The organism is Paenibacillus sp. PvP094, from assembly GCF_040546835.1.
Classification (GTDB): Bacteria; Bacillota; Bacilli; order Paenibacillales; family Paenibacillaceae; genus Paenibacillus; species Paenibacillus illinoisensis.
The window spans coordinates 406,781-429,645 of the sequence record NZ_JBEPOM010000001.1 but is presented as its reverse complement, the minus strand read 5'-3'; the positions used below and the strand labels follow the sequence as shown (position 1 = coordinate 429,645).

The 22,865-nt window shown below is 43.6% G+C and carries 21 protein-coding genes and 1 pseudogene; 20 read left to right on the top strand and 2 right to left on the bottom strand.

Annotated elements, in window-relative coordinates:
* Positions 1 to 23: 23 nt before the first annotated feature.
* On the bottom strand, positions 24 to 233 hold the full coding sequence (locus ABIC22_RS02155; RefSeq protein ID WP_354477793.1) for a hypothetical protein: 210 nt from the start codon (positions 231 to 233) through the stop codon (positions 24 to 26).
* A 16-nt stretch (positions 234 to 249) separates the two neighbouring features.
* Complete coding sequence (locus tag ABIC22_RS02150) at positions 250 to 549, bottom strand: hypothetical protein (RefSeq protein WP_354477791.1); 300 nt, start codon at positions 547 to 549, stop codon at positions 250 to 252.
* A gap of 155 nt (positions 550 to 704) precedes the next feature.
* On the opposite strand from ABIC22_RS02150, the pseudogene ABIC22_RS02145 reads away from it, so the two are divergent.
* From ABIC22_RS02145 to ABIC22_RS02050, 20 genes and pseudogenes are all read left to right on the top strand, one after another.
* Positions 705 to 986 (top strand): annotated as a pseudogene (locus ABIC22_RS02145) (Rpn family recombination-promoting nuclease/putative transposase); the annotation flags it as partial.
* A gap of 413 nt (positions 987 to 1,399) precedes the next feature.
* Positions 1,400 to 3,280 carry a DNA helicase RecQ gene (gene recQ, locus ABIC22_RS02140; RefSeq protein ID WP_354477788.1) on the top strand — a complete coding sequence of 627 codons (1,881 nt, stop codon included), beginning with the start codon at positions 1,400 to 1,402 and terminating at the stop codon, positions 3,278 to 3,280.
* Between the two features lie 519 nt (positions 3,281 to 3,799).
* Positions 3,800 to 5,809 carry a B12-binding domain-containing radical SAM protein gene (locus ABIC22_RS02135; protein ID WP_354477785.1) on the top strand — a complete coding sequence of 670 codons (2,010 nt, stop codon included), beginning with the start codon at positions 3,800 to 3,802 and terminating at the stop codon, positions 5,807 to 5,809.
* A gap of 756 nt (positions 5,810 to 6,565) precedes the next feature.
* Positions 6,566 to 7,819 carry a threonine synthase gene (gene thrC / locus ABIC22_RS02130; protein ID WP_127539607.1) on the top strand — a complete coding sequence of 418 codons (1,254 nt, stop codon included), beginning with the start codon at positions 6,566 to 6,568 and terminating at the stop codon, positions 7,817 to 7,819.
* A 39-nt stretch (positions 7,820 to 7,858) separates the two neighbouring features.
* On the top strand, positions 7,859 to 8,362 hold the full coding sequence (locus tag ABIC22_RS02125) for a hypothetical protein (protein ID WP_127539606.1): 504 nt from the start codon (positions 7,859 to 7,861) through the stop codon (positions 8,360 to 8,362).
* Positions 8,363 to 8,371: 9 nt separating this feature from the next.
* Positions 8,372 to 8,923 (top strand): thiamine pyrophosphate-dependent enzyme, encoded by a 552-nt coding sequence (locus ABIC22_RS02120; RefSeq protein ID WP_127539605.1) that lies wholly within the window; start codon positions 8,372 to 8,374, stop codon positions 8,921 to 8,923.
* 44 nt (positions 8,924 to 8,967) lie between these two features.
* Complete coding sequence (locus tag ABIC22_RS02115; RefSeq protein WP_354477780.1) at positions 8,968 to 9,981, top strand: beta/alpha barrel domain-containing protein; 1,014 nt, start codon at positions 8,968 to 8,970, stop codon at positions 9,979 to 9,981.
* A gap of 11 nt (positions 9,982 to 9,992) precedes the next feature.
* On the top strand, positions 9,993 to 10,895 hold the full coding sequence (gene aepX / locus ABIC22_RS02110; protein WP_127539603.1) for a phosphoenolpyruvate mutase: 903 nt from the start codon (positions 9,993 to 9,995) through the stop codon (positions 10,893 to 10,895).
* Positions 10,896 to 10,915: 20 nt separating this feature from the next.
* Positions 10,916 to 11,755 carry a phytanoyl-CoA dioxygenase family protein gene (locus tag ABIC22_RS02105; RefSeq protein ID WP_354477777.1) on the top strand — a complete coding sequence of 280 codons (840 nt, stop codon included), beginning with the start codon at positions 10,916 to 10,918 and terminating at the stop codon, positions 11,753 to 11,755.
* 67 nt (positions 11,756 to 11,822) lie between these two features.
* Complete coding sequence (locus ABIC22_RS02100) at positions 11,823 to 12,863, top strand: phosphoenolpyruvate carboxykinase (ATP) (RefSeq protein WP_354477774.1); 1,041 nt, start codon at positions 11,823 to 11,825, stop codon at positions 12,861 to 12,863.
* A gap of 1 nt (position 12,864) precedes the next feature.
* Positions 12,865 to 14,007 (top strand): nucleotidyltransferase domain-containing protein, encoded by a 1,143-nt coding sequence (locus ABIC22_RS02095; protein ID WP_354477771.1) that lies wholly within the window; start codon positions 12,865 to 12,867, stop codon positions 14,005 to 14,007.
* An 11-nt stretch (positions 14,008 to 14,018) separates the two neighbouring features.
* On the top strand, positions 14,019 to 14,261 hold the full coding sequence (locus tag ABIC22_RS02090) for an acyl carrier protein (protein WP_127539599.1): 243 nt from the start codon (positions 14,019 to 14,021) through the stop codon (positions 14,259 to 14,261).
* Positions 14,262 to 14,284: 23 nt separating this feature from the next.
* A complete protein-coding gene (locus ABIC22_RS02085) occupies positions 14,285 to 14,692 on the top strand; it encodes a YjbQ family protein (RefSeq protein ID WP_354477767.1) in 408 nt (135 codons plus the stop codon).
* A gap of 16 nt (positions 14,693 to 14,708) precedes the next feature.
* Positions 14,709 to 15,857, top strand: a complete 1,149-nt coding sequence (locus ABIC22_RS02080; protein WP_354477764.1) for a pyridoxal-phosphate-dependent aminotransferase family protein — start codon at positions 14,709 to 14,711, stop codon at positions 15,855 to 15,857.
* Positions 15,850 to 16,119 (top strand): glutaredoxin family protein, encoded by a 270-nt coding sequence (locus ABIC22_RS02075; protein ID WP_127539597.1) that lies wholly within the window; start codon positions 15,850 to 15,852, stop codon positions 16,117 to 16,119. Before ABIC22_RS02080 ends, ABIC22_RS02075 begins: the two co-directional genes overlap by 8 nt.
* Positions 16,116 to 16,787, top strand: a complete 672-nt coding sequence (locus ABIC22_RS02070; RefSeq protein ID WP_354477762.1) for a metallophosphoesterase family protein — start codon at positions 16,116 to 16,118, stop codon at positions 16,785 to 16,787. The genes ABIC22_RS02075 and ABIC22_RS02070 overlap by 4 nt, the downstream gene beginning before the upstream one ends.
* A gap of 16 nt (positions 16,788 to 16,803) precedes the next feature.
* Positions 16,804 to 18,051, top strand: a complete 1,248-nt coding sequence (locus ABIC22_RS02065) for an ATP-grasp domain-containing protein (protein ID WP_354477759.1) — start codon at positions 16,804 to 16,806, stop codon at positions 18,049 to 18,051.
* Positions 18,044 to 20,347 (top strand): hypothetical protein, encoded by a 2,304-nt coding sequence (locus ABIC22_RS02060; RefSeq protein WP_354477756.1) that lies wholly within the window; start codon positions 18,044 to 18,046, stop codon positions 20,345 to 20,347. Before ABIC22_RS02065 ends, ABIC22_RS02060 begins: the two co-directional genes overlap by 8 nt.
* A 38-nt stretch (positions 20,348 to 20,385) precedes the next feature.
* Positions 20,386 to 21,615 (top strand): ATP-grasp domain-containing protein, encoded by a 1,230-nt coding sequence (locus ABIC22_RS02055; protein WP_354477753.1) that lies wholly within the window; start codon positions 20,386 to 20,388, stop codon positions 21,613 to 21,615.
* Positions 21,608 to 22,861: an MDR family MFS transporter gene (locus ABIC22_RS02050; RefSeq protein ID WP_354477750.1), complete on the top strand. Its 1,254-nt coding sequence runs from the start codon at positions 21,608 to 21,610 to the stop codon at positions 22,859 to 22,861. Before ABIC22_RS02055 ends, ABIC22_RS02050 begins: the two co-directional genes overlap by 8 nt.
* The last annotated feature ends 4 nt before the right edge of the window (positions 22,862 to 22,865 follow it).

Here is a 22,865-nt window from a genome sequence, read left to right as displayed (position 1 = left end):
CAGAGCTGCTTTTGTGTTGGATTTTATTTTTCAGGGGATAAACACCGAACATACTGGTCCTTCATGCGCAGGCTTTTGCAGGCCCAGCCTCGGCCATCATAGATTTCGTCGTCAATGTTGAGCGTCATGGTCTCATCCGAGTATTCACTCCAGTTTTCGATCCGAAGTGTATTTTCGCTCTCCCATTCCAGATGGTTATTCCCGTGATGCGCGGCACGATAGATGGTTTTCACACGGGAGGCATCCGAATCATTCGTATTTCCTCACATCCACCCAGATGGTTACTCCACCGGCTGCACCGCCGTAAGGTACACCGTAAATCTCAGCCGTATATTCTCCATTCCGTGAAGGCATAGAATAGCTTAGTTCCCCCTGTTCGGAACGGTCAAATGTCGAGAAGTAAGGACGGAGGTTGAAATAGGCGACGAGCATGAATAACGGTATGAAGATCAATAAGGTGGTTGTCGTGAGGATGGGATGTCTGCGTATCCATAGCTTGCGGGACTTGGTTGTGGATGGACTCGAATTAGCCTGATGATGTCGTTCCATTGATGTTTTGCCTCCTTTGGAGTCAAATGAAATGGATATGTAGGTGGTTTATTCATGAATCAGTTAAAGCTGCATTAAATGATGATATCATAGGAATTGATTTAATGATTACAAATAAGTTATAAATATCCTAATATGAATGATATATCTTACTAGAGGTGCTGCAAATGAATGAACCTACGCTGAAGAAAGCAATGGATACGCTGGAGTTTTTAAGTCAGGATCGAGAGGCGCGTCGTTTGTATGAAGAGCGGCAAAAGTATTTGCATGACGAAGCCTCAATGATTGAGTGGGCTACTGAAAAGGGACTAGTGGAAGGTGAAAAAAGAAAGGCGATTGAGATTGCAAAAAATATGCTCTCGCTAGGAATCGAAGTTTCGGTTATCTCGAAGGCCAGTGGTTTGTCGGAATCTGAGGTAGAAGCGTTGAAAGATTAAAGTGGAGTTACAAATTACATTTACATTTACAGTTACAGTTATTGTTACAATTCCAATTTACAATTATAAGTTCCAAGGAACAGTTTTCTCACATATTTAATTTGTATAAGTAGAGTTGACTACTCGGGGATGAGTAAAAGTTAGGTAAAAGAACAAAAAAGCAATCGTTTGTCCAAACAGGATGAACGGTTGTTTTTGTTTTGGCGTAGCACTTCAAACGTTTTACAGTAAAACGCGGTTGCTCATTCGGGGCTGGCCCGTTAAACTAAAGAGAGCGGCGTTTTGCTTGACGGACAAGTCATGAGAACGCCATTTTGTTGTCAAGGATGCGGCAATGGTGCCGTGTTCGGATGTCAGAATCGGATGGGACCAAGCTGGTGGATGAACACCAGTGACAAGTAAGGAGTCTTTACATGAGTGTGCAAGCACCAACTTTAGAAGAAGCGCAGGGTCTCCTGCAAAAATATTATGGCTACCCCGACTTTCGCGAGGGTCAAAAAAAGATCGTTTCCAGCCTGCTTGAATACGAAGATACGCTGGGCATAATGCCTACCGGGGGCGGAAAATCGATCTGTTATCAGATTCCCGCTCTGTTATATCCGGGGCTGACGCTGGTCGTTTCCCCACTCATTTCATTGATGAAGGACCAGGTCGATGCGCTCACGACCGCCGGCATTGCCGCCGCTTATATCAATAGTACGTTAAGCGGCAAAGAAGTGAATGATCGCATCCGCGCGGCGCAGCGCGGTGAGCTCAAGCTGCTCTATGTCGCGCCGGAGCGACTGGAGCTGGACTGGTTCCGCGACGAGATGGGGCAGCTGCCCATCTCCTGCGTGGCTGTGGATGAGGCCCACTGCGTGTCGCAGTGGGGCCATGATTTTCGGACAAGCTACCTGGCGGTAGCGCCGTTTGTGGACAGTTTGCCGGAGCGGCCGGTGGTTGCGGCCTTTACGGCGACGGCAACGCCCGAGGTCATGGGCGATATTCTGCGGCTGCTGCGTTTGCAGAACCCGCAGACCTATGTGACCGGACTTGGGCGGGATAATCTGGCGTTTAGCGTGCTGCGCGGCGAGAGCAAGAAGGATTTTGTGTTGAACTACGCGCGCGAGCATGCCAGCGAGCCGGGGATTGTGTACGCCGCGACCCGTAAGGACGTGGACGATCTGCATCAGCGTTTGCTCCAGGCAGGCTTGCCGGCAGGGCGCTACCATGCAGGGATGACGGACGATGAACGGGCCCAGAGCCAGGAGCAGTTTTTGTACGATGATATCCGGGTAATGGTCGCGACAAATGCATTCGGGATGGGAATTGATAAGTCCAACGTGCGTTACGTGCTGCATTACAGCATGCCGAAGAACATGGAGGCATATGTACAGGAAGCCGGACGTGCGGGACGGGACGGAGAGCCGAGTCAATGCATTCTGCTGTTCGGAGCGCAGGACATTATTACCCAGAAGTTTCTGATCGAGCAGAACCCGATGGAGGGCGACCGCAAACAGAATGATTACCGGAAGCTGCAGCAGATGGTGGACTACTGTTACACGACACGTTGTTTGCGCAGTGCGCAGCTGGATTATTTCGGTGAGATCCATGAGGACAAGCCATGCGGCATTTGCAGTTCCTGTACGGACGACCGCGAGCTGGTGGATATGACAATTGATGCGCAGAAAATCTTCAGCTGTATTCACCGCATGCGTGAGCGGTACGGCGTATCTCTGGTGGCGTCGGTGCTCAAAGGCTCGCGTGCCAAGAAAGTACTGGAGTACGGCTTCGATTCCTTGCCGACCTATGGCGTGATGGGTAACCGCACGGAACGTGAAATTGCCGAAATTATCAACGTCATGGTATCCGAAGGATATCTGATGCTGTCCGAGGGACAGTATCCGGTTGTGCGTTTACAGCCACTGGCCGTGGAGGTGCTGAAAGGCCAGCGTGAAGTGATGCAGCGTGTGGTGCGCAAGACAGCGGCTACGGCTTCGGGTACGAATTATGGCGGACGTCGCGGACGCGATGCGATGCCATCGGCGGTCAACGAGACGGTATTCGAGCAGCTGCGCCTGATCCGGCGCGATCTGGCAGCGAAAGAGCATGTGCCATCGTATATTATTTTCAATGATGCAACGCTTCGCGAGATGAGTGTGGTATGTCCGCAGACGGAACGTGACATGCTGATGATTAAAGGGGTCGGTGAGGTCAAGTATCGCAAGTACGGTCTGCCATTCCTTGAGTTCTTCCAGAAGCAGACGGGTGAAGAAGTGGATACGGATGATGATGCTTTTTACGAATATGAGTAAGTAAAAGGGCAAGGCTTCAACTCCAGAGGTGCTTATGAAATGATGGATGTTGAACTTTGATTGTGAATCGTGGATTGTTAATCATGGATTATGGATCGTGAACAAAACTTGAATCCAGTCATTGGTGAGGCTATATGGGTCTGAGTGTCTCAAGTGTCTTTATATGGTGGACGAAATGAGATAGATTGTCTTTCATAAGGTGGACATTGCCTTTGAAGAAAGCGATTGTTGGCTTACACAGGATATGGTTCCGATGAGTGTCCATGGGTCAATATGTAGTATATTGGAGCGGCTCAGGGAGTGGATGTCTTTTTGAAAAGGGTGTCCACCCTTTGAAAGACAAAATCGGAATATGTCCATGATACGTGGAATGGCTATTTATAGAGATTTAACACGAACAGCATCCAATTCTGGGTGTCAATATAGGTTTACATGAACAGCATCCGGAGCTGGATGGCTGTGGCGTTTTACTTTTACCAAAAAAATATGGTCTGGGTGCCCAGGCAAAGGTTGTGAACCATGAAGGTTATTCTCTCTACATTAAATGCAAAGTACATCCATACCTCGCTGGCTTTGCGGTGTCTGAAGGCGTACAGTGAGAAGGATTTTGATATTGAGCTGGCGGAGTATACGATCAAGGATCCAGTCATGAATATTGTGTCTGACCTGTACCAGCGCGGCGCGGACGTGATTGGATTCTCGTGTTACATCTGGAATATTGAAGAGACAATCAAGGTCATTGATAACCTGAAAAAGGTTATGCCTGACGTGAAAATTTTGCTGGGCGGGCCGGAAGTGTCCTACGACACGGAATATTGGATGAACCGGATTCCCAATGTTGATTTCATCGTCATGGGTGAAGGGGAAGAGACGCTGCATCAGCTCCTGACGGAGCTGGAGGGAAGCAAGAAGTTCCACTTTGTGTATGGACTCGCGTATCGCAAAGGGGAAGAGGTCATTCTCATGCCAGGACGGCCGAAGGCGGATCTGAACGATCTGCCGTCACCGCACCGTTTTGAAGAGGATATCCCGGATCTCGGGAAACGGGTTGTTTATTTTGAGACCAGCCGGGGCTGTCCGTTCAGCTGTCAATTCTGCCTGTCGAGTATTGAGGTCGGTGTGCGGTATTACGATATTGAGCGGACGAAGTCGGACATTCTGTATCTGATTGAGAAGGGTGCGAAGCTGATCAAGTTCGTGGACCGAACATTCAACATTAAGCGCGATTACGCGATGGAGATGTTCAAATTCCTGATCGAGAATCATCAGGGGACAGTGTTCCAGTTTGAAATTACGGCTGATATCATGCGTCCGGAGGTACTCGATTATCTGGCAGAGAATGCGCCACCGGGCACGTTCCGGTTCGAAATTGGGGTGCAGTCCACGAATGATCCGACGAATGAACTGGTGAAACGCCGTCAGAACTTTGCCAAGCTGAGCCGTACGGTGAACAAGGTAAAAGCCAGCGGGAAAATCGACCAGCACTTGGATCTCATCGCCGGACTGCCGGAGGAAGATTACAACACGTTCCGTAAGACGTTTAATGATGTCTTTGCTCTGGGGCCGGAAGAGCTTCAGCTCGGATTCCTCAAAATGCTCCGTGGTACGGGTCTGCGTCTGGATGCGGAAAAGTACAATTACACGTATATGGATCACGCGCCGTATGAGATTTTGGGCAGTGACGTGCTGCCATTCAGCGACATTGTGCGTTTGAAGCGGCTCGAGGATGTACTGGAGAAATACTGGAACGCACACCGGATGGACCATACGCTGAAGTATCTGATGGAGCAGGAATTTGACTCGCCGTTCGACTTCTTCCAGGCGTTCGGGGATTACTGGGAGGGTCAGGGCTGGCAGAAGATCGGTCACCAGCTCGAAGATCTGTTCACCCGTTTGCACAGCTTCCTGGAATCGCGGAACACGCCGCATATGGATATCGTGCTCGGCCTGATGAAGCTGGATTATTTCCTTGGCCACAAGTACAAACCACGCAAAATCTGGTGGGACGATGCGCTGGAGAAGGATCAGTGGGCGATGTATATGAAAACGCTGGCTGAACGTCCCGAAGACGTTCGCCTGCCTCGCGTTGCCGGTGCCGCTGGCACGGCATGGCTGGAAAGCAGCGGCACAGGTGCAGGTGTCGCTGCGGGAAGTTCGGCTGCTGCCGGGGAAGACTCTGCCGCAGATGCGGCGGGTGTGATCGGCAGCGAAGCTGATCAGTCCGCCGCGGATGGAGCGGCGGACGGGGGGGACGGCAGCGCCTCGCGTGCGTTGCCGATGACCTCGGCCATGACCGCACAGACGGTCATGGGTGCCCGAGCTTTCGCCGACCTTGGTCTCGGCGAAAAGGAACTGCAGAAGCACGCCGTACTGGACGTGCTTCCGTTCCGGCTTGAGCGTGTGCTAGCTGGCGCCAGCCCGCTTGCCGCGAAAGGCCGGACGCTGCTGGTCGTTGTGTACCAGCAGCATGAAGACCAGCAGGCGCAGTATTACACGCTGCCGCTGGGAGAAGAAGCCGCTGCCATGTAGGTGCAGCGGCCAAGAAGAAGCTGCATAGGCCGCCGGATCGGCGTCATGCAGCGGAAGAAGCGCCACGGCTTTGCGGTCATGGCGCTTTCCCATAAGGTGCTGCCTGAATGAGCGCAGCACCACACCCTTACGCGGCCTGCCATTGCACAAGCCGCGTGATGCTTTCCCTTTCACAACATCTGTATCTATATCTTTAACTATTCGGAAGGTCATCTACATCCCATCTGGGAAGAAGAAGACCTTCTTTCTTTGTTTTGGTAATGCCCTCAGTAACAATCACCACTCTCATCTAACATGTTCTGATATGGATCATCCGTACCTTGCTCCTTGGCTCGGTGTAACCGTTTCTTCCTTTTACCGGTTGGTCTGTTTATAGCTCGCCTTCCTCCTAGTACGAAGTACCTTGTGAATATCCATTTAACTTATAGCGATACTCCGAAGCAGTCTGTTTTCTCCTCTGTTTCATGCTCGAAATTTGTCATGGTTTAGAGGATTTTGTGATAAAAAATTGACTTTTTGATTTAAATTTAAAATTATGCAAAAAGCGCTTTTCAAGAGTAACGTCTTAGTGTAACATAGTGGAAAATAAAACCTTATTTTGGATATTCGACTAGAATTGAGTCTAAAAGACGGAGATTATGGAATTAAACAGAAAATATCATTTTTTTGGGAATCATCTTTAAATACCGTGACAGGATGATCTAAAGTCAGAATAAGAGGGGGATAGGATAGACTCAATAAGTCTATCAATTAAACATGAAATATATCTGTATAAACTGTGAGACTGAGTATAGCGAATTCCGTTATACATGTACATGCAATGGAATGCTCGATATTCAACAAGACTTTAGTAAAGTCGATTCGGACGAACTCAAGCATCTTTTTCATCAACGTTTGTCTGACCGCCGGTCCATCTATGCCAGTGGCGTTTGGAGATACAAAGAACTTATTTTTCCGGACGTGGAAGAAGAGTTGGTGATTTCAAAGTATGAAGGGAATACAGGGCTGTATAATTCGGCAGTCGTGGAGAGATATGTGGGGGCAAGATCAGTGTGGTTGAAGGCGCAAAGTGAAAACCCAAGCGGTTCCTTCAAAGATAATGGAATGACCGTTGCGGTCACACATGGGAAATCCATGGGATACAGCAGATTCACATGCACCTCCACAGGAAATACATCCTCTTCACTCGCTATGTATGCCGCAATCGCACAAACCAATTCCTATGTTTTTGTGCCTAACAAGAATATTTCTTTAAACAAGGTACTTCAGACCTTGGCGTATGGTGCGAATATTTTCTCCTTCGAAGGTACATACGATAATGGCATTAAATTTCTAGAGGAAAATAGTGAATCACTGGGCCTCTATATTTGCAACTCGATTAACCCCTTTCGGATTGAAGGTCAGAAAAGCATTGTGTATGAACTTGCGCAAGACTTGAAGTGGGAACTGCCAGATTGGATTGTGGTACCTGGTGGGGCGCTGAGTAATGTATCAGCTTTAGGAAAAGGCCTTTCCGACCTGTTCGCATTGGGTTTTATTGATAAATTGCCTAAAGTGGCTGTTATTCAGGCAGAAGGAGCCAGCCCATTCTATAGGATGATTGCTGAACAAAAACAAGTGCTAGAACCTGAGCCAAATCCATACACCCTGGCTTCAGCCCTGAATATTGGTGATCCACCAAGTTGGCGCAAAGCGAAGCGTACGCTCGAGGAGACCAACGGTGTAGCCATGTTTGTGACAGATGAGGAAATTTTAAATGCTAAGGCTGTGGTAGATGCTTCCGGAATCGGTTGTGAACCTGCATCCGCTGCAACGGTAGCCGGTGTCAAAAAGTTAATACAAGAAAAGGTAATCGATAGGGACGAAACGGTGGCATGCATCTTGACAGGTCATATCTTGAAGGATACCGATGCCCTTCGTATGTATCACATTGAGAAGGAGCACCCCTATTCCAATAAGATCATTTCTTCTTCACTTTCTTTGGATAGCATTATGGAGAAAGTTAGATAACGGTTTAGACAAACTAACGTAGAGATGGAGATATTGTGAATGAGTAACGAAGCACTAAGCATTACAAATGAATTATTTGAACAAGGCTACAATGCATATACGGGAGTGCCATGCTCCTTATTAAAGGGATTATTCAGAATTCTGGAAGATAGGGAGTATGTTGAAAAGAAAGAGATTATCTATATGCCCGCAATTCGGGAAGATTCCGCATTAGGGGTTGCAGTAGGTATGCATCTAGGTGGCAGAAAGTGTGCAATTCTGATGCAAAATTCAGGTCTCGGCTATTCCATGAATGTCCTGACATCCTTATATTCAATCTATCAACTTCCGGCTTTGTTAATCATCAGCTGGAGAGGGGCTTATGAGAATGATGCAGTCGAACATGATCTGATTGGCGAGAGGCTTCTTCATATACTGGATGCTATCAAAATACCTTATGTGGAATTTGACAAAGAACATGGTGCAGCTTCTGTTAAAGCATGCACGGAGCTTATTGAAAAGAACAGCATGCCGGTAGCTTTGCTGATCAAAGAGGCGATTTAAGGAGGCAATATGAGGAAAATAGCAGTCATTGAAAAATTGCTTACAGTTTATCCAGATGCCCATATTATATCAACTTGCGGATACATCACGCGAGATTTGTATAATGCCAGTGATAGGCCGGAACATTTTTATATGGTAGGTTCCATGGGGATGGCTGCACCTATTGCCTTAGGATTGGCCATAACGAATCCTCATAACACGTTTATCGTTCTGGATGGGGATGGGTCGTTCGCAATGAATTTTGGGTTTACGCTTATGATTGCCCAGCACCAACCCTCCAATCTCATCCATGTCGTTCTGGATAACGAAATGCATGAGAGCACAGGGGGACAACACACCGTTCCCTTCTCAAATTCAAAAGAAACCCTGGAGAATATAGGGTATAACAAGGTGCATGTTATTGAATCACTGGATCAATTCCCGGAAAAAGTGGAAGAAGGTCCTGTAATGTTCCATTGCAAGGTAGAAGCTAATGCAGGGAAAATTGGAAAACGTGTAGAGTGGACACCACAAGAAATTGTACAACGCTTTATGTCTACTTTGGCTGTAAGTGTCTCTTGATTTGCAGCTGTGAAACGGAGGTTTGAACCATTAGCCCAATATCTTTGTTGGATTGTACATTGAGAGATGGCGGAAATCTGAACCAATGGATGTTTACATCTGAAGAGATTAATCTGCTGATCCATCAATTGGATCATGCGGGCGTTGAGATTATTGAGATTGGATATCGCGGAGGTTCGGGCAGCAATCGTTCCACTCAGGTTGGAAGCGTTGCTAAATGTGATGCTGAATTTATTCTTTCCCTTCCGCAACAACTCAGGTATTCACAATACGCTGTCATGGTAATTCCTGAAGTTTGTACCCTTCGTCAGCTTGAAGACTTGCGAGACTCATGTGTGGCTTGGATTCGTGTTGCTGCATACCCCCAACATGTGCAAAAAGCATTAACTTATGTCTCTGTTCTGAAAGACTGGGGTTTCAAGGTTTGTTTTAATTTGATGTCAGCGAGTTACATTGAAGCCGGTAAATTAGCCATGATTGCCCAAGAGGCTGAACATGCAGGTGCTGACGTCTTTTATTTTGCAGATTCTTATGGTGCTTTTCATCCTGACGATATTACAGCCATTGTCAATGCATTGAAGAATAAGACCGAACTCCCCCTTGGGTTTCATGGACATAACAATCTTGGGCTGTCATTTGCTAATGCGCTGAGAGCTTTGGACTTGGGCGTATCTTACATTGACACATCCATATGTGGGATGGCTAGAGGAGCAGGTAATTTGGCGACGGAACAATTCGCAGCGGTTATGAATAAGTGGAAGCGGTATGAAGGGGAATATGAATTAGCGCCCATATTACAGCTTTCAGCGTATTTCCTTGAAAAGGTACTAACGGTGCCAATGACCATTGCCCAGCCGGAAATAATCTGTGGACTCAATAACCTGCATTATTATTATTATCAGCACATTGAACGGGTCAGTAAAACGAAGGGCCTTGACCCCATGTACCTTGGCTACCGAATTGGTCAGCTGATGCCGCTTGAAGTCGACGCGGATCTCGTGGAAAAGATAGGTGACATCATTCAGACCGAACAAGGAAGTCCCATTCCCAAAAAGTGAGGAGATTTAATGTGAAAGCACAAAAACTCAGAAGTTTGTTTGCTGATGATAGAATTATCCAAATCGTAGGGGCACATGACGGATTAAGTGCAAAGCTGGTAGAAGAAGCGGGCTTTGACGGCATATGGGCAAGTGGTCTGGAAATCTCGGCAGTAAATGCTGTGCCAGATGCGAATATTCTCACGATGACACAATATTTGCAAGCCGCTGCTTCAATGGACGCTGTAACCAACATTCCGGTGATAGCCGATTGTGATTCGGGATATGGAAATGTCAATAATGTGATGCATTTGGTACGTGAATATGAACGAAATGGTATAGCTGCAATCTGCATGGAAGATAAACTGTTTCCTAAGTTAAATAGTTTTGCTGGCGGAGAACAAAAGCTCGCTACTATTGAAGAGTTCTCGGGAAAAATCAGAGCTGCTAAGGATACACAGCGTAACCCTGATTTTATGGTGATTGCCCGTATTGAAGCGCTCATTGCGGGTGCTGGAATGGATGAGGCTGTAGCAAGAGCAGAGGCTTATGAAGAGTCAGGGGCAGACGCCATATTAATTCATTCCAAGAAAAATGATCCGTCCGAAATTATACATTTTTTAAGTCTCTATTCCAATAGATTACCCATCATCCTGGTACCCACAACCTATCCTCAGATTAGTGCCTCAGAATTGCAAGACTATGGAGTGAAAATGGTGATTTATGCAAATCATGGACTAAGAACTTCCATCCACGCTATCAGACAGACATTTCAGCAAATCAAATTAGCAGGGAATACCTTACAGATTGAAGATAAAATCGCATCGGTTCAAGATGTTTTTAAATTGCAGGGGCTTCAAGAAATGCTTGATGCCGAAAACTATTATACAGAGCAACGATATAAAAAAGTGGAAGTGCCGGCTATAAGTAAATAACGATAAAGGAGCTGTTTGCCTTGTTAACCATCGATCAGTTGCAATCCTATCATACGGATGGATTCATTTTATTGAAGAATGTAATATCAGCCGAGGAGTTGGAAAGATTAAGATCGGCTATAGAATTGGTCTATCAAAAAGTTAACAGTGATCCTTTACAGTTCAAGACCCGTTACACCCAGAAGGATGAGGGCTACGATACATGGGGTGTGGCGGACATCTTATCTCCGGAACTCCGTGATCCTTCTTTTGACGAGTTGTTAGCTAATCCAAAGATCATGTCTCCTATATCCCAAATCATCGGTAATCAACTTCGATTTTGGACAATGCATTCCTTTTGGGCTCCTCAAAGAGTGGATTATAATCTGGTTTGGCACCGTGATCAGCAGGATCCCTATGATTTTGATCAACCGGGGCAAACGACGTTTTTGCTAGCCAATCTTTCCTTATACGAAGATGAAGCTTTTAAAGCGGTTCCTGGTACGCATACCAGGGCATTGAATGAACAAGAACTGCAAGCAATTTTAGACAGGGAATCGTCTCCACTCCCTAACGAAGTCACACTGTATTGCGAACCTGGTGATCTCGTATTATTTAATGCTTTAATACTTCACCGTGGATCTGCAGAGGCAGGTAGTGAAAGAAGAACGGTCCATTTTAGCTTGCAGGCCAAGGATGAAGCGAAGGGCGGATATACATCACGTCCATGGATGAAGGATAAAGCCTATAGAGAAAGTCTTCACCCTGTAACCCAGGAACTCATTACCTCCTTGATTGAGTGGGAGGATGCGCATCCTATCAAGAAATCGTTGGCCGGGATGCGAAGAGCCTATAGGGATCACAATCATATTACGAAGTAATTCTAAACGAATAGAGGTGTTTGAGATCAGAACGATTACACTTCATTTTCTGAACACAAATCTAGTTATGTTGGTTGAAGATGGAGTTCATATAGACCGGGTGATTGACTTCTTCAGCACACATTTTGTCATCCGTGAACCAGAGGGTGATACTTCTTCGTGTATCGCGACCATTCGTATACGGAAGGGACAAGCAGATCTTGCGAATTATGCTGGACATCATGATTGGGAACCTCTCTATATTCGTAAAAGTGCTTCTCCATTTTTTACGATTCCAGCTGTCCGTCAACACGTCGGAGAAAAGGAACATTTATTTTGCAAGCATACCAATACGCTCTTAACTTTGGATGCTTCTGCTAAATTCATTGATGTTACAAGTGAAGACGTCACCTCTGAAGCATTTAATTTAATTTTAATTGAGCTGATTAGAGATGTCGTAATTAAGAATGAAGAAAATGAAGGAACCGTGATTCTTCATGCTTCATGTGCTTTCCGTAATGGCGCAGCCTATTTGATTACAGGTCCAAAAGGCTCGGGAAAAACAACGACAATCATGGAATTAGTACACCGGTTCGGCTATCAGATCATGAGCGGAGACAAAACGTTTTTATTTGAAAAAAATGGTGTTCTGATGGCCAGTGGTTGGCCGGATTACCCTCATATCGGCATAGGAACACTAACCAAATACCCTGAAGTAATTAATAAGGCAAACATGAACATTAACGCCGAAGAAATTAAGGATATTTGGTCACCTAAACATAAGGTAGCCGTTGATCCTCAATTATTCAGGGAACTAATGCCATCATCTGAGCCAGGATTACAGTGCCCGGTGGCCTTTATTTTTTATCCAACCGTTTCATCTTCTCCGGATTGCTTCATCGAACCGTTATCCAATCATCAAGAGAGAATAGGAGAAAATATTGAAACGATACCAGAGAACAGCGACATTTCCTGGAATCATTATATAAAAGTCAATCATGAAAAGCTTCAACTCTCTGTTAAAAAAATTACAGAAATGTTAGAGCAAGTACAAGCGCTCCGAATCATCGGATCAGGGGTGCTGCCGGAACATGAGAGTATATCATTATCACTTCATTCAGGAGGATAAAATGAACGAAAAATTACAGCTTCATGATCATGAAAGGCTCTTATTACTCTGCTCACGTATTGAGATGACCGTAGAGAACGAAGAAGAAGCCAAAGAAATTATAGATAACGGATTCGATATCGATAAGTTGGTTTCGTTGGCAAATCGTCATAAGGTGCTCCAGCTCATCGGAGGTCACTTACTTCGACTAGATCAAACAGGGAAAATCAAAAACATGTATAAGCGATTGTTCAATTCCTATTATCTTAGCAACAAACATCGTAATGAACTGATGTTTGCGGAAGGGCTGCAGGTCTTACGGGCATTTGACCAAGAATCGATCAAAGCCATCCCTCTCAAAGGCTTTGTGCTTCTTCCAAATGTCTACAAAGATATGGGGCTTCGAATTTGTAATGATTTGGACTTCTTGATTGATTTGTCGGATCGGAACAAGGTCTCTCAGGTACTTAAATCGCTTGGGTATGTGATTGGTGACTACGATTGGTCAAGCAATACGATCAACCAGGTATCGAGGCAAGAGGAAATGCTATGGAAAATGCACATCGGGAACATTTATCCACATGTAAAACTCTCTGATGACCTGTTCCTAAGGCATATCGATATCGATTTTTCCTACGATGTTGATCTGAAGAAAAATTATCAAGCCTCAAAAGCATTACTAGAAAATGCAGTAAAAACGAATTTGGAAGATACCCCTGTTTTTTTACTTGAAGAAATAGATTTTTTGATTCATATTGCGATCCATTTATATAAAGAAGCAACCAACGTTCAATGGGTATTACTGCATGCCGATTTGAATTTGATTAAGTTTTGTGATTTGCGCGAATGTACGCTGAACTTGTTGGAAAGAGGTCAATTGGATTGGAATTTACTCGCGAAACGAGCTAATGAATTGCTGGCAACCGAAGCGTTATTCTACTCTTTCTACTATTTGGACTATTTGTATGATGAACATTATTCAGATGTACTCCAACCCATTCTAAATATTAGAGATGAAACATTCCTGGAAAAGTACGGAGAGCTGGATTATGGCAGCGCCGTGAAATGGAAGAAATCATTTGTTGAGCGCTTCTTCTCCCTTTCTAATGAGGATGAAATAGAAGGAACCTCAAGACTGGAACAATTCAAAGAAAAAATGACATGAAGGTAGGTGGAATGATGCATAACGAGTTGAAGCAAAAAGTAACCGAAATCGTCATGACCATTACAAAGCTCGAAAAAACACCTGCAGAGCAAGAAATTTTGCCGATTGATTCCTTTGCATCCGTAGCCATTATCGTTAAATTGGAGGATGATTTCAGCATTATGTTTGAAGACAAGGATCTAGTTCTCGATAACTTTTTATCCATTGGTTCCATTGTCAACATGGTGGCTGAAAAGAAATCATTAGTTAGCTAAATTTTCGAATGTGGGAGTGCGCCATGTTAAAAGAAATAAAATTGGCTTCAAAAGGCTTTGATCATGCCTATGATATTACAGAACAGATTGAAGGCTGCCTTGGAGAAATGGAAAGAGGTAGTGGGATCGCACATGTTTGTGCAGTGGGAAGTACGATCGGTTTGACCGTCATGCGTTATGAGCCAGGGGCGGTTCAAGATCTGTTGCAGATGTTAAACGAAATCGCCCCTCATGAAAAAAAGGTTGAATATCATCATTTTCGTACGACTGGTGATATGAATGGAAGTTCTCACATCAAGAGTTCCATTCTAGGAACAAGTCTTTCGCTTCCTGTCAGCAATTATAAATTGGCCATGTCCACCACCCATCGTGTAGTCTTATTTGATTTTGATTTGCAGGAAGCAACCCGCACCCTTTTTATTGATCTATAGAGAGGAAAAGATGACTATGAAACTTCGTATGGCAACTCCGGGACCGACGCAGGTCCCCAATGAAATTTTAATGGCTGGTGCAAAGGAAGTCATTCATCACCGCTCACCACAAATGCAGACATTGATTGAGGAAATTAATCATGAGCTCCCCAAATGGTTTCGCACACAAAACGATGTTTACATTTTACTCTCATCAGGAACGGGAGCTATGGAAGCAGCCATTTCTAATAGCTTGAATATCGGTGACAAGGCAATTGTAGTGTCAAATGGGTATTTCGGTGAGCGATTTGTAGATATTTGCCGCATACAGGGTGTCGAGGTAGTTGAGATCCGCTCTCCCTGGGGAACATCAGCTTCCATGGAATCCATCCAGGAAACGTACGAACTGCACCAGGATGCCAAGGCTATCTTAGTCGTCTACAGCGAGACTTCTACAGGCGTTAAGAACGATATCCAAAGTATTGGACAGTTTTTCAAGGATAAGGAACCGATCGTTATTGTGGATGCGATCAGCGGTTTGTTATCTCATGCCTTAGAGATGGACGAGTGGGGTCTGGATATCGTACTTGCTGCATCACATAAAGGATTCATGATGCCTCCTGGTCTCGCGTTTGTTAGTGTGTCGGCTAAAGCATGGAATGTTATTGGCCTGGTGAAGACACGCAGTTATTATTTTTCTTTTGAACGTTATCGTAAATTCTACCCTATGGCTCCTTCCAGCCCTGGTGTATCTCTGATTCAAGCTCTGCAGGTATCTTTACAATTGTTGAATGAAGAAGGCTACGATGCTTGTGTACGTAGACATCAAGGAATTGCTAAGGCAACAGGAGCTGCACTTGAAGCGTTGGGGTTTGAATTGTTCGTTCAGGATCCAAAAGTAAGAAGTAATACGGTCACCGTTGCCAAGGCACCTGGTGCTGTATCCGCAAAAAAGTTACTTCAAATCCTCAATAACCAATTTGGGCTTACCGTAACAGGCGGACAAGGTGAAATAAAAGATACCGGTATTCGCATTGGTCATGTGGGTGCTGTCGATGTAATCGATATCATGGGCATTTTCGGTGCTATTGAAATGAGTTTAAGCGAAATGGGCCATACCTTTGAACGAGGAAGCAGTCTGCAAGCCATTCAACATTCATTAGCGGAGGAATCAGTCTATGTTTAAGTTATACCAAAGAGAAAGATGTCCCTATTGTAAACCTGTGCGGGAGCTATTAACCGACTTGGGTGTTTCTTATATCAATATCAATGTTACGAAGGAAAGATCTGAAAGGAAAGAACTGATTGAGCTTACGGGTGTGCCTTTTGTTCCGGCTCTGCATGACGGAGATCATATTCTAGCAGGCCGCTTAGAAGATAACCAGCATATTCTGGAGTACATTCAACAGCATTTTTCCAACGTAAAACAGGACATTAGTGCGAAATGAAGATTGCTTTGATTGGCGATATTCATAGTCGGTTTGCTCAAGCGGAACAAGTGGTAACCCAAGTACGTAAAGATCATGCTGAAGCAGAAATCATATGTATGGGTGATGTTTTTGAAGTGGAGAAAAAAAGCGTATCTTCAGCGGATGAAAGTGCAGTGGAGCCGGAACAATTACCCGACTATGTTATGAATTCAACACATTCATTTATCGATACACTTCGTACGTTTCAAGGCGTTATCGGTAATCAGGAAGAAAAGCTGAAGAAGCTGATGCCTTTAACACAAATACCCGAAAATATCGCTATATTTCTAGATTATCCGAGGGAAATTGCCCAAGGTAATCTGCTCTTTATCCATGGTCATCAGCTGCCATGGGTAGAGAGCGGTCCTGATGTGTTTCATCCGTTAATTGAAAATAAAATGTTAACGTATCGGCTTTTTTTTTATGGGCACAACCATGATCAAAGATTATTCGGTGTGCATCAGGTGGATGGTGAGATGCTTTACAATGAAATTCCGATTCAGTTGGGGAGATCCATCCCTTTGGATCAGTATGAAAAATACCTGATTAATGTTGGAGATATAAAGAGCACACCTTCTAAATGGGCGATCTATTGTAGTGATGCAGATACCATAACCTTCTATGAGTTGTCCCCTGCGAAAGTATAGAGAGGAGTATTCCATTGTGGCTATTTTAATCATTAATCGAAGAAATCATACCATTACACCCTATGAAAGCTGGTTAAACTCAACAAAACAAAAATTAGTGATGCTGTCTTCCTCCGAATATCAGTCAAGCTATAATCACGTTGTAAATCACTATGAACACATGGAATGGTTCGATCAATTCTCGGTCAATGGGAATGTGGAGAAACGAGCCATTGCTCTACATAAAACATATCTGTTTACGGCCATCATTGCTATTTCTGAATCTGATCTGATTCGGGCAGCGGAATTACGTGACTATTTGGGTGTTCCAGGCCAAACGATGGAGAGTGCTCTAGCATTCCGCAATAAAGTGATGATGAAAGATAAATTGAAACATACGGACATAAAACTATCGCCTTACTGTAAGGTAACTTCAAGTTTGGACTTATTAAAGTTTGTTGAGTCTCATTCCTATCCCATTGTAGTGAAGAAAATAGACGGGACAGGCTCCAAAGAAGTAGCGATCATCCATTCAGAATCAGAACTGGAGCAGAGGTTGGAAGAAGGCTTCAAGGGAGAGTGGATCGCGGAGGAGTTTGTATCGGGACGAATTTATCATATTGATGGTCTTGCCAAGAAGGGCGAACTTTTATTTTGCTGGCCTTCTGTCTACATTAATTCTTGTCTGGCTTACATGGATGCTAAACCATCTGGAAGTTACAATCTGGAAGCTGATAATCCGCTGGTAACGCGGTTAAATGAGATGGTAAACCAGATTTTATCCCATTTACCCTGCCCGGAGGTTATGGCTTTCCACGCGGAGATATTTCACACAGAGGAAGATGAGCTAATATTGTGTGAAATTGCCAGTCGTGTGGGTGGTTCCAAGATTGGTATAACATTAAAAACGGCCTTTAACATTGATTTAATGAAAACATGGGTCCAAATGCAGTGTGGTATCCCGATATCCTGGGAATCTATTGAGAGAGAGCCGCGGACGATCAGTGGCAATGTGCTGGTTCATCCAGGAAAAGGCACATTTTTGGGGCCACCGGAAACGGAGTACCCGGATGAGATAATCGATTTTGAGCTTCTTGCTTCCGCTGACCAACACTTTAACTATGGCCGTAATTGTAATGATTGTCTGGCTTCCTTCGTATTGATGGCTAGTAGTGAACAGGATATCGAGGAACGATTACTAGCGGCAGTGGATTGGTTTCAAACGTCAATGAAATGGGACAATGGAGAAGTGATTCAACATGGAGAAGTCATTCAACATGGATAATCATTCGGTCACACTTCATTCATTACGATCGAAAGATCAGCTGCGCTTTTTTGTTAAAGATCAGATGGAAGCCGTTGGTTCAGGTAAGAGGATTGTGCCTGTTTTTGAAGAGCACCAACAAAGCATTTTTGCTTTTCTGGAAAAGGAAAATGGTACACATCTATTGCTGAATACCCAATATGCTTCTGAGTTCCATTGTACAGACTCCATTGAAGAATTGATTGCACAGCATAATGCAGCGATGTCCTCCGCCTGCCGCGAAGCTTGTCTGTGGGTGGAGAGTTCAACGTGGGGGTTGGAAGAATCCCTTTTTGCGTTACTATATGCGATTTATTTTAGAAAGATTGTGGTAAGGCTGAATAGCCTGGATGAGTTTATCCAAAATAAAGGGCTAAGTGTCAGAGACGACTATGACTCTTGGTTTTTTATTATGCCGTATTCATGCCTGGATGGCGAAATTAACCTCAAGCTGGCACATTTTGCAAAGCCCATGGGATTTCTACCATTTACCGATTACACGACTTTACGTTTGTATTTGTTGAAGCGTATCGTGCTCGAGGATAAGCTGAATAGCACCATTCGGTTGAATTCTGTACTGGCCAATCGGATTAAACTCCGAGAGGATGAAGCCAGACAAGGCATCGCAGGTCAGATGGTAACTCATTATTTACCTCGAGATTATTGTTCCCTGGAAAGCACATCAGACCTAATATTCAGACAAAGCAGGCTGCTTGAGTTTAGCTATATGTCACATTGCCGGGAATGTGCAATCGTCATGAATGATTATTTGTTTTGTAGTGTGCAGGCAGATGAGACCGATCACGATAACACAACGGGAGAATGTAGTCAATTTTCGCCACGTTGTCTGTCACACACAGATCAATGCTGCATTGAGAACCGTAAAAGGCTTTCCATCAACGATCTGTATGCGAAATTCCTGTTTTTGAATGGGTGTAACCTTGGTGATGGAGCTCAAAGCTTTATTCCATACCGTCATACAATACTTAGGAACCTTATTGAAGGGCATGCATTGAGTATCATAACAACACCGAGTATTAAAATTGGTGATATTACTGAGAATATTCTGGCTCATAACTTATCGAAATATGGATATTCCGAAGGGATCAAAACACAGTATATCAATGAATTTCTTAGGTATAGCGGTATTGAAAACAACTATTACTCACAAATTGGTGATCCGGATTTAAAGTATGGGGGGCTTAACGTAAAGAAGACTCGTGTGTCCATGAATGATGTTTCAGAGGTCACAGCCATCCTGTCAGATCTAGCTGATGAAACTTATGCTGAGGTCGAAATTCAGGTGGAAGAGTCGAGTTTGCAGGAGTTGGATATCGCGAAAATATCCTTTTTGGACTCCGATCATAAACAAATATCCATTAATCAGAAGAAAATATACGTCGGCTTTATTAAAAGTGATCCTTGCAGCGTGAAATTAATGCTGTTTTCCAACGAACCGTTTGAACATGATGAGATGCATGTGGTTCTAACCGCACGAAATCATGTAGAAGAAGCCATGAAGCGTGTTGATGTTTATCAAGATAGCCTGGACTTTTTCAGAGAATGTGTTTCTATTGGCAGCCAATTAAAAGGGAAAATAGAGGATGTCTATAACTACTGGAAGTCCATCCCTAATTTATATCGTCGATATCGTTACTGCTTCCAATCGAGGAGCAAGCTGGAAAGTACACTTCGCAAATTGGAACAGAAATATTTGAATTTGAATCAGGAAATTTTCACTCAGATGGTTTCCTATACGAACAGCAAGAGAGATATATTTTTTGAAAAGATAAGTGAAAAGCGTACGCACATTACTGCGCTTGCCTTTACTTCTACTTGTTATGATTGTGGTTATTCAAGTGCTAGATTCGAATCTTCGATTCTGACAGGACCAGGAAAGTCAGTGAAACGAATAAGTTATAAATGTTTTCATTGTGGATGCATTTCTGATTTTCCAGAGGCTCCTTTGTCAATCAGAGGGAATCCATATCTCCGTTTTGGAAACGAAGGTTTGGACACAAAATTGTATGAGATAAAAAATCAGCAAAATGAGCCTCTCCAAATAAACATTGCCGGAATTAGCATTGATAGTGAACTTATTAACGTGGAGTTTCATCAAGACAAGCTGGAAATTCAACCAGGTGAAGGTTCATCCATTTTTATCAAGTTGAAGCCCAGCCCGGAGTTAAAGCAAGGGGTCTATTTGTTCTCTTTTTATATCCTGGTGAACAGCGAATTCTATTATTTATCCAAAACATTTGGATATGAAGAAAACTAATATCTGACTGCACTTATTATGGAAATGGAGTGGAGCTTGTGCGAACGGTTATATTAAATAGGTTTTCTCCGAATACAGTCAATTACGAAGAATGGCTCAGTGGTATTGACAGTGAATTCATCATCTTTTCGAAGCATAAACATATCGAGCATTTTGGTGATTTCTTTGATGAGAAAATTGGATATGAAAATATGGATACTGACGAAAGAGTTTATTCTGCAATTGTGGAACTCCATCAAGCTAAGAAAATTGATTGGATCATTGCTGCTCACGAATTTGATTTATTGAAAGCTGGACAGCTTAGAGAATATCTGAATATTAAAGGACAAACTGCGGAAAGTGCACTTGCTTTCAGGGATAAAGTGGTTATGAAAGAGAAGGTCTCCGAAGTAGCTAACGTACCTGCGTTCGTAAGAATAAATCATGTATTTGATTTGCTGGAATTCAAAAGCAAGCACGGTCTTCCTATCGTGGTCAAGCCGGTAGATAGCGCCGCTTCTGTAGGTGTACAAATCGTTCGTGATGAAACGGATTTTGAGCTTCTTTTAGCTAACGGTCTCGATAAGAATCTGGAGGCTGAATGTTTCGTTGATGGAGATATGTATCATATCGATGGATTATACGAGAAAAACAACATGTTATTATACAGCCCGTCCCGTTATATCAATGGATGCCTGGCTTTTCAGGAGAATAACTATTTAGGCTCTGTAATGTTAGATACAGAAGACCTGCTGTATGAAAGACTTCAGCAAACACTGCTAACCGTGTTAAATGCTCTTCCCGTACCCGACCATCCTATTGCATTTCATGCAGAGTTTTTTCATACGACTAGTGATCAGATCCTATTATGTGAAATCGCCTGTCGAGTGGGGGGAGGGGAAATTAATGATGGTGTAAAGTATGCAACCGGAATTGATATATTGCAAGAATCTATACGATCCCAATGCGGTCAAACCACAAACATAACTCCGACTTCAAATAAACTGACGGGTTGGATGTTAGTACCTCCTCAAAAGGGGAAGCTGTTATCGGTTAATTCTAATCTGCCCTTTGAATGGGTTCTGAAATGCACCATAAAAGAAGAAAACATCGGAAAATCATTTAACGGTGCCGAGTCAAGTGTAGACGCTATTGCTTCATTATTAATCTATGGAGATAGTCAGACAGAGATAGAAAGTCGACTGCATACATTATATTTGTGGTTTCAGGAAAATACAGTGTGGGAATACCACTCTGAACCAGTAAGCATAGGACATACGTATGAGTGATTTTTTTCAATTGCATCGAAATGTAAGGCTGAGAGTTATCATTATTTTTTTTAGTACCCTCACCTCCAACATGATTTTTCCGTTTATGTCTATCTATTTCGCTAGATATATCGGAATTAGTGCAACAAGCATCATTCTTTCCATAGCGATTTTGTGTAATATTGCTGCAGGCATGTTGGGAGGATATTTCTCGGATCGAATAGGGCGCAAAAAATTGATGATTTTATCAGAGGGTTTACGCGTAATTACCTATCTGATGCTGCTGGTATCGAACTTACCAGGCAGCACTTTTCCTTATATAACCATAGTCTTTTTTGTGATGAATAGTATATGTTCCGGTTTATACGGTCCCGCCTCCGAAGCAATGCTTCTTGATGTAACGAATTCATCTCAGAGGAAATTAATGTACAGTATATTATATTGGGCTACCAATCTGTCTATAGCCTTGGGGGGGACGCTTGGAGCGTTACTGTTTAACAACCATTTATTCATTTTATTCATGTTGCTGCTGTTATCCTCCATATGCTCGTTCATCATTACTTACAAATTTATTGTAGAAACCATCATGCCTCAAGAGGAACAAAACAAAAAGAGAAATGTATTTAAGGATCTATTTCTCAATTACAGAACCGTAATGAAAGATTCTCTGTTTATCCTTTTCATCCTGTCGAGTATGTTATTATTTTCGATTGAAAGCCACTTGGCCAATTTTATAGCGATCCGCTTAGAAAATAATATCCACAATGTTAACCTGTGGAATTGGACGTTAGATGGAATACAGGTTTACGGTTATTTGAGAACAGAGAATACGATTCTTGTCATTGCTCTTTCAATTATTTTCACGCAGTTCATTAAAAAGTGGCCCGAAAAAAGAACCATGTTCATAGGATTTTCCATGTATATTTTGGGCTATGTGATTTTATCATACAGTAATCAAGTGTGGATCTTATTCGGGATCATGGTCATAGCGGTTTTAGGCGAAGTGCTTTTTGTGCCCATTTATGAATCTTTTTTAGGAGATCTTGCACCTGAAAATTTGCGGGGTTCTTATATGGCACTGAACAAAATTGCGACCAAGGGTGCTAGTTTGATTGGTGCAATAGGGGTTTACCTCGCACATGTTTTGTCCCCCATAGGTATTACCGTTTTTGTTGGTTTATCTGGCTTGATAGCGATCCTATTGTTATACATGATTATGCCGGCCATTTATGAGCGTCGCAAACAAAACAATGAATATAGCCACTGATCAG

Excerpts from the sequence above, each read along its gene's own strand:
- ABIC22_RS02150 (WP_354477791.1), bottom strand. The coding sequence starts at position 549 with ATGGAACGACATCATCAGGCTAATTCGAGTCCATCCACAACCAAGTCC.
- recQ (WP_354477788.1), top strand. The coding sequence starts at position 1,400 with ATGAGTGTGCAAGCACCAACTTTAGAAGAAGCGCAGGGTCTCCTGCAA.
- ABIC22_RS02135 (WP_354477785.1), top strand. The coding sequence starts at position 3,800 with ATGAAGGTTATTCTCTCTACATTAAATGCAAAGTACATCCATACCTCG.
- thrC (WP_127539607.1), top strand. The coding sequence starts at position 6,566 with ATGAAATATATCTGTATAAACTGTGAGACTGAGTATAGCGAATTCCGT.
- ABIC22_RS02125 (WP_127539606.1), top strand. The coding sequence starts at position 7,859 with ATGAGTAACGAAGCACTAAGCATTACAAATGAATTATTTGAACAAGGC.
- ABIC22_RS02120 (WP_127539605.1), top strand. The coding sequence starts at position 8,372 with ATGAGGAAAATAGCAGTCATTGAAAAATTGCTTACAGTTTATCCAGAT.
- ABIC22_RS02100 (WP_354477774.1), top strand. The coding sequence starts at position 11,823 with ATGTTGGTTGAAGATGGAGTTCATATAGACCGGGTGATTGACTTCTTC.
- ABIC22_RS02095 (WP_354477771.1), top strand. The coding sequence starts at position 12,865 with ATGAACGAAAAATTACAGCTTCATGATCATGAAAGGCTCTTATTACTC.
- ABIC22_RS02090 (WP_127539599.1), top strand. The coding sequence starts at position 14,019 with ATGATGCATAACGAGTTGAAGCAAAAAGTAACCGAAATCGTCATGACC.
- ABIC22_RS02085 (WP_354477767.1), top strand. The coding sequence starts at position 14,285 with ATGTTAAAAGAAATAAAATTGGCTTCAAAAGGCTTTGATCATGCCTAT.
- ABIC22_RS02080 (WP_354477764.1), top strand. The coding sequence starts at position 14,709 with ATGAAACTTCGTATGGCAACTCCGGGACCGACGCAGGTCCCCAATGAA.
- ABIC22_RS02075 (WP_127539597.1), top strand. The coding sequence starts at position 15,850 with ATGTTTAAGTTATACCAAAGAGAAAGATGTCCCTATTGTAAACCTGTG.
- ABIC22_RS02070 (WP_354477762.1), top strand. The coding sequence starts at position 16,116 with ATGAAGATTGCTTTGATTGGCGATATTCATAGTCGGTTTGCTCAAGCG.
- ABIC22_RS02060 (WP_354477756.1), top strand. The coding sequence starts at position 18,044 with ATGGATAATCATTCGGTCACACTTCATTCATTACGATCGAAAGATCAG.
- ABIC22_RS02050 (WP_354477750.1), top strand. The coding sequence starts at position 21,608 with ATGAGTGATTTTTTTCAATTGCATCGAAATGTAAGGCTGAGAGTTATC.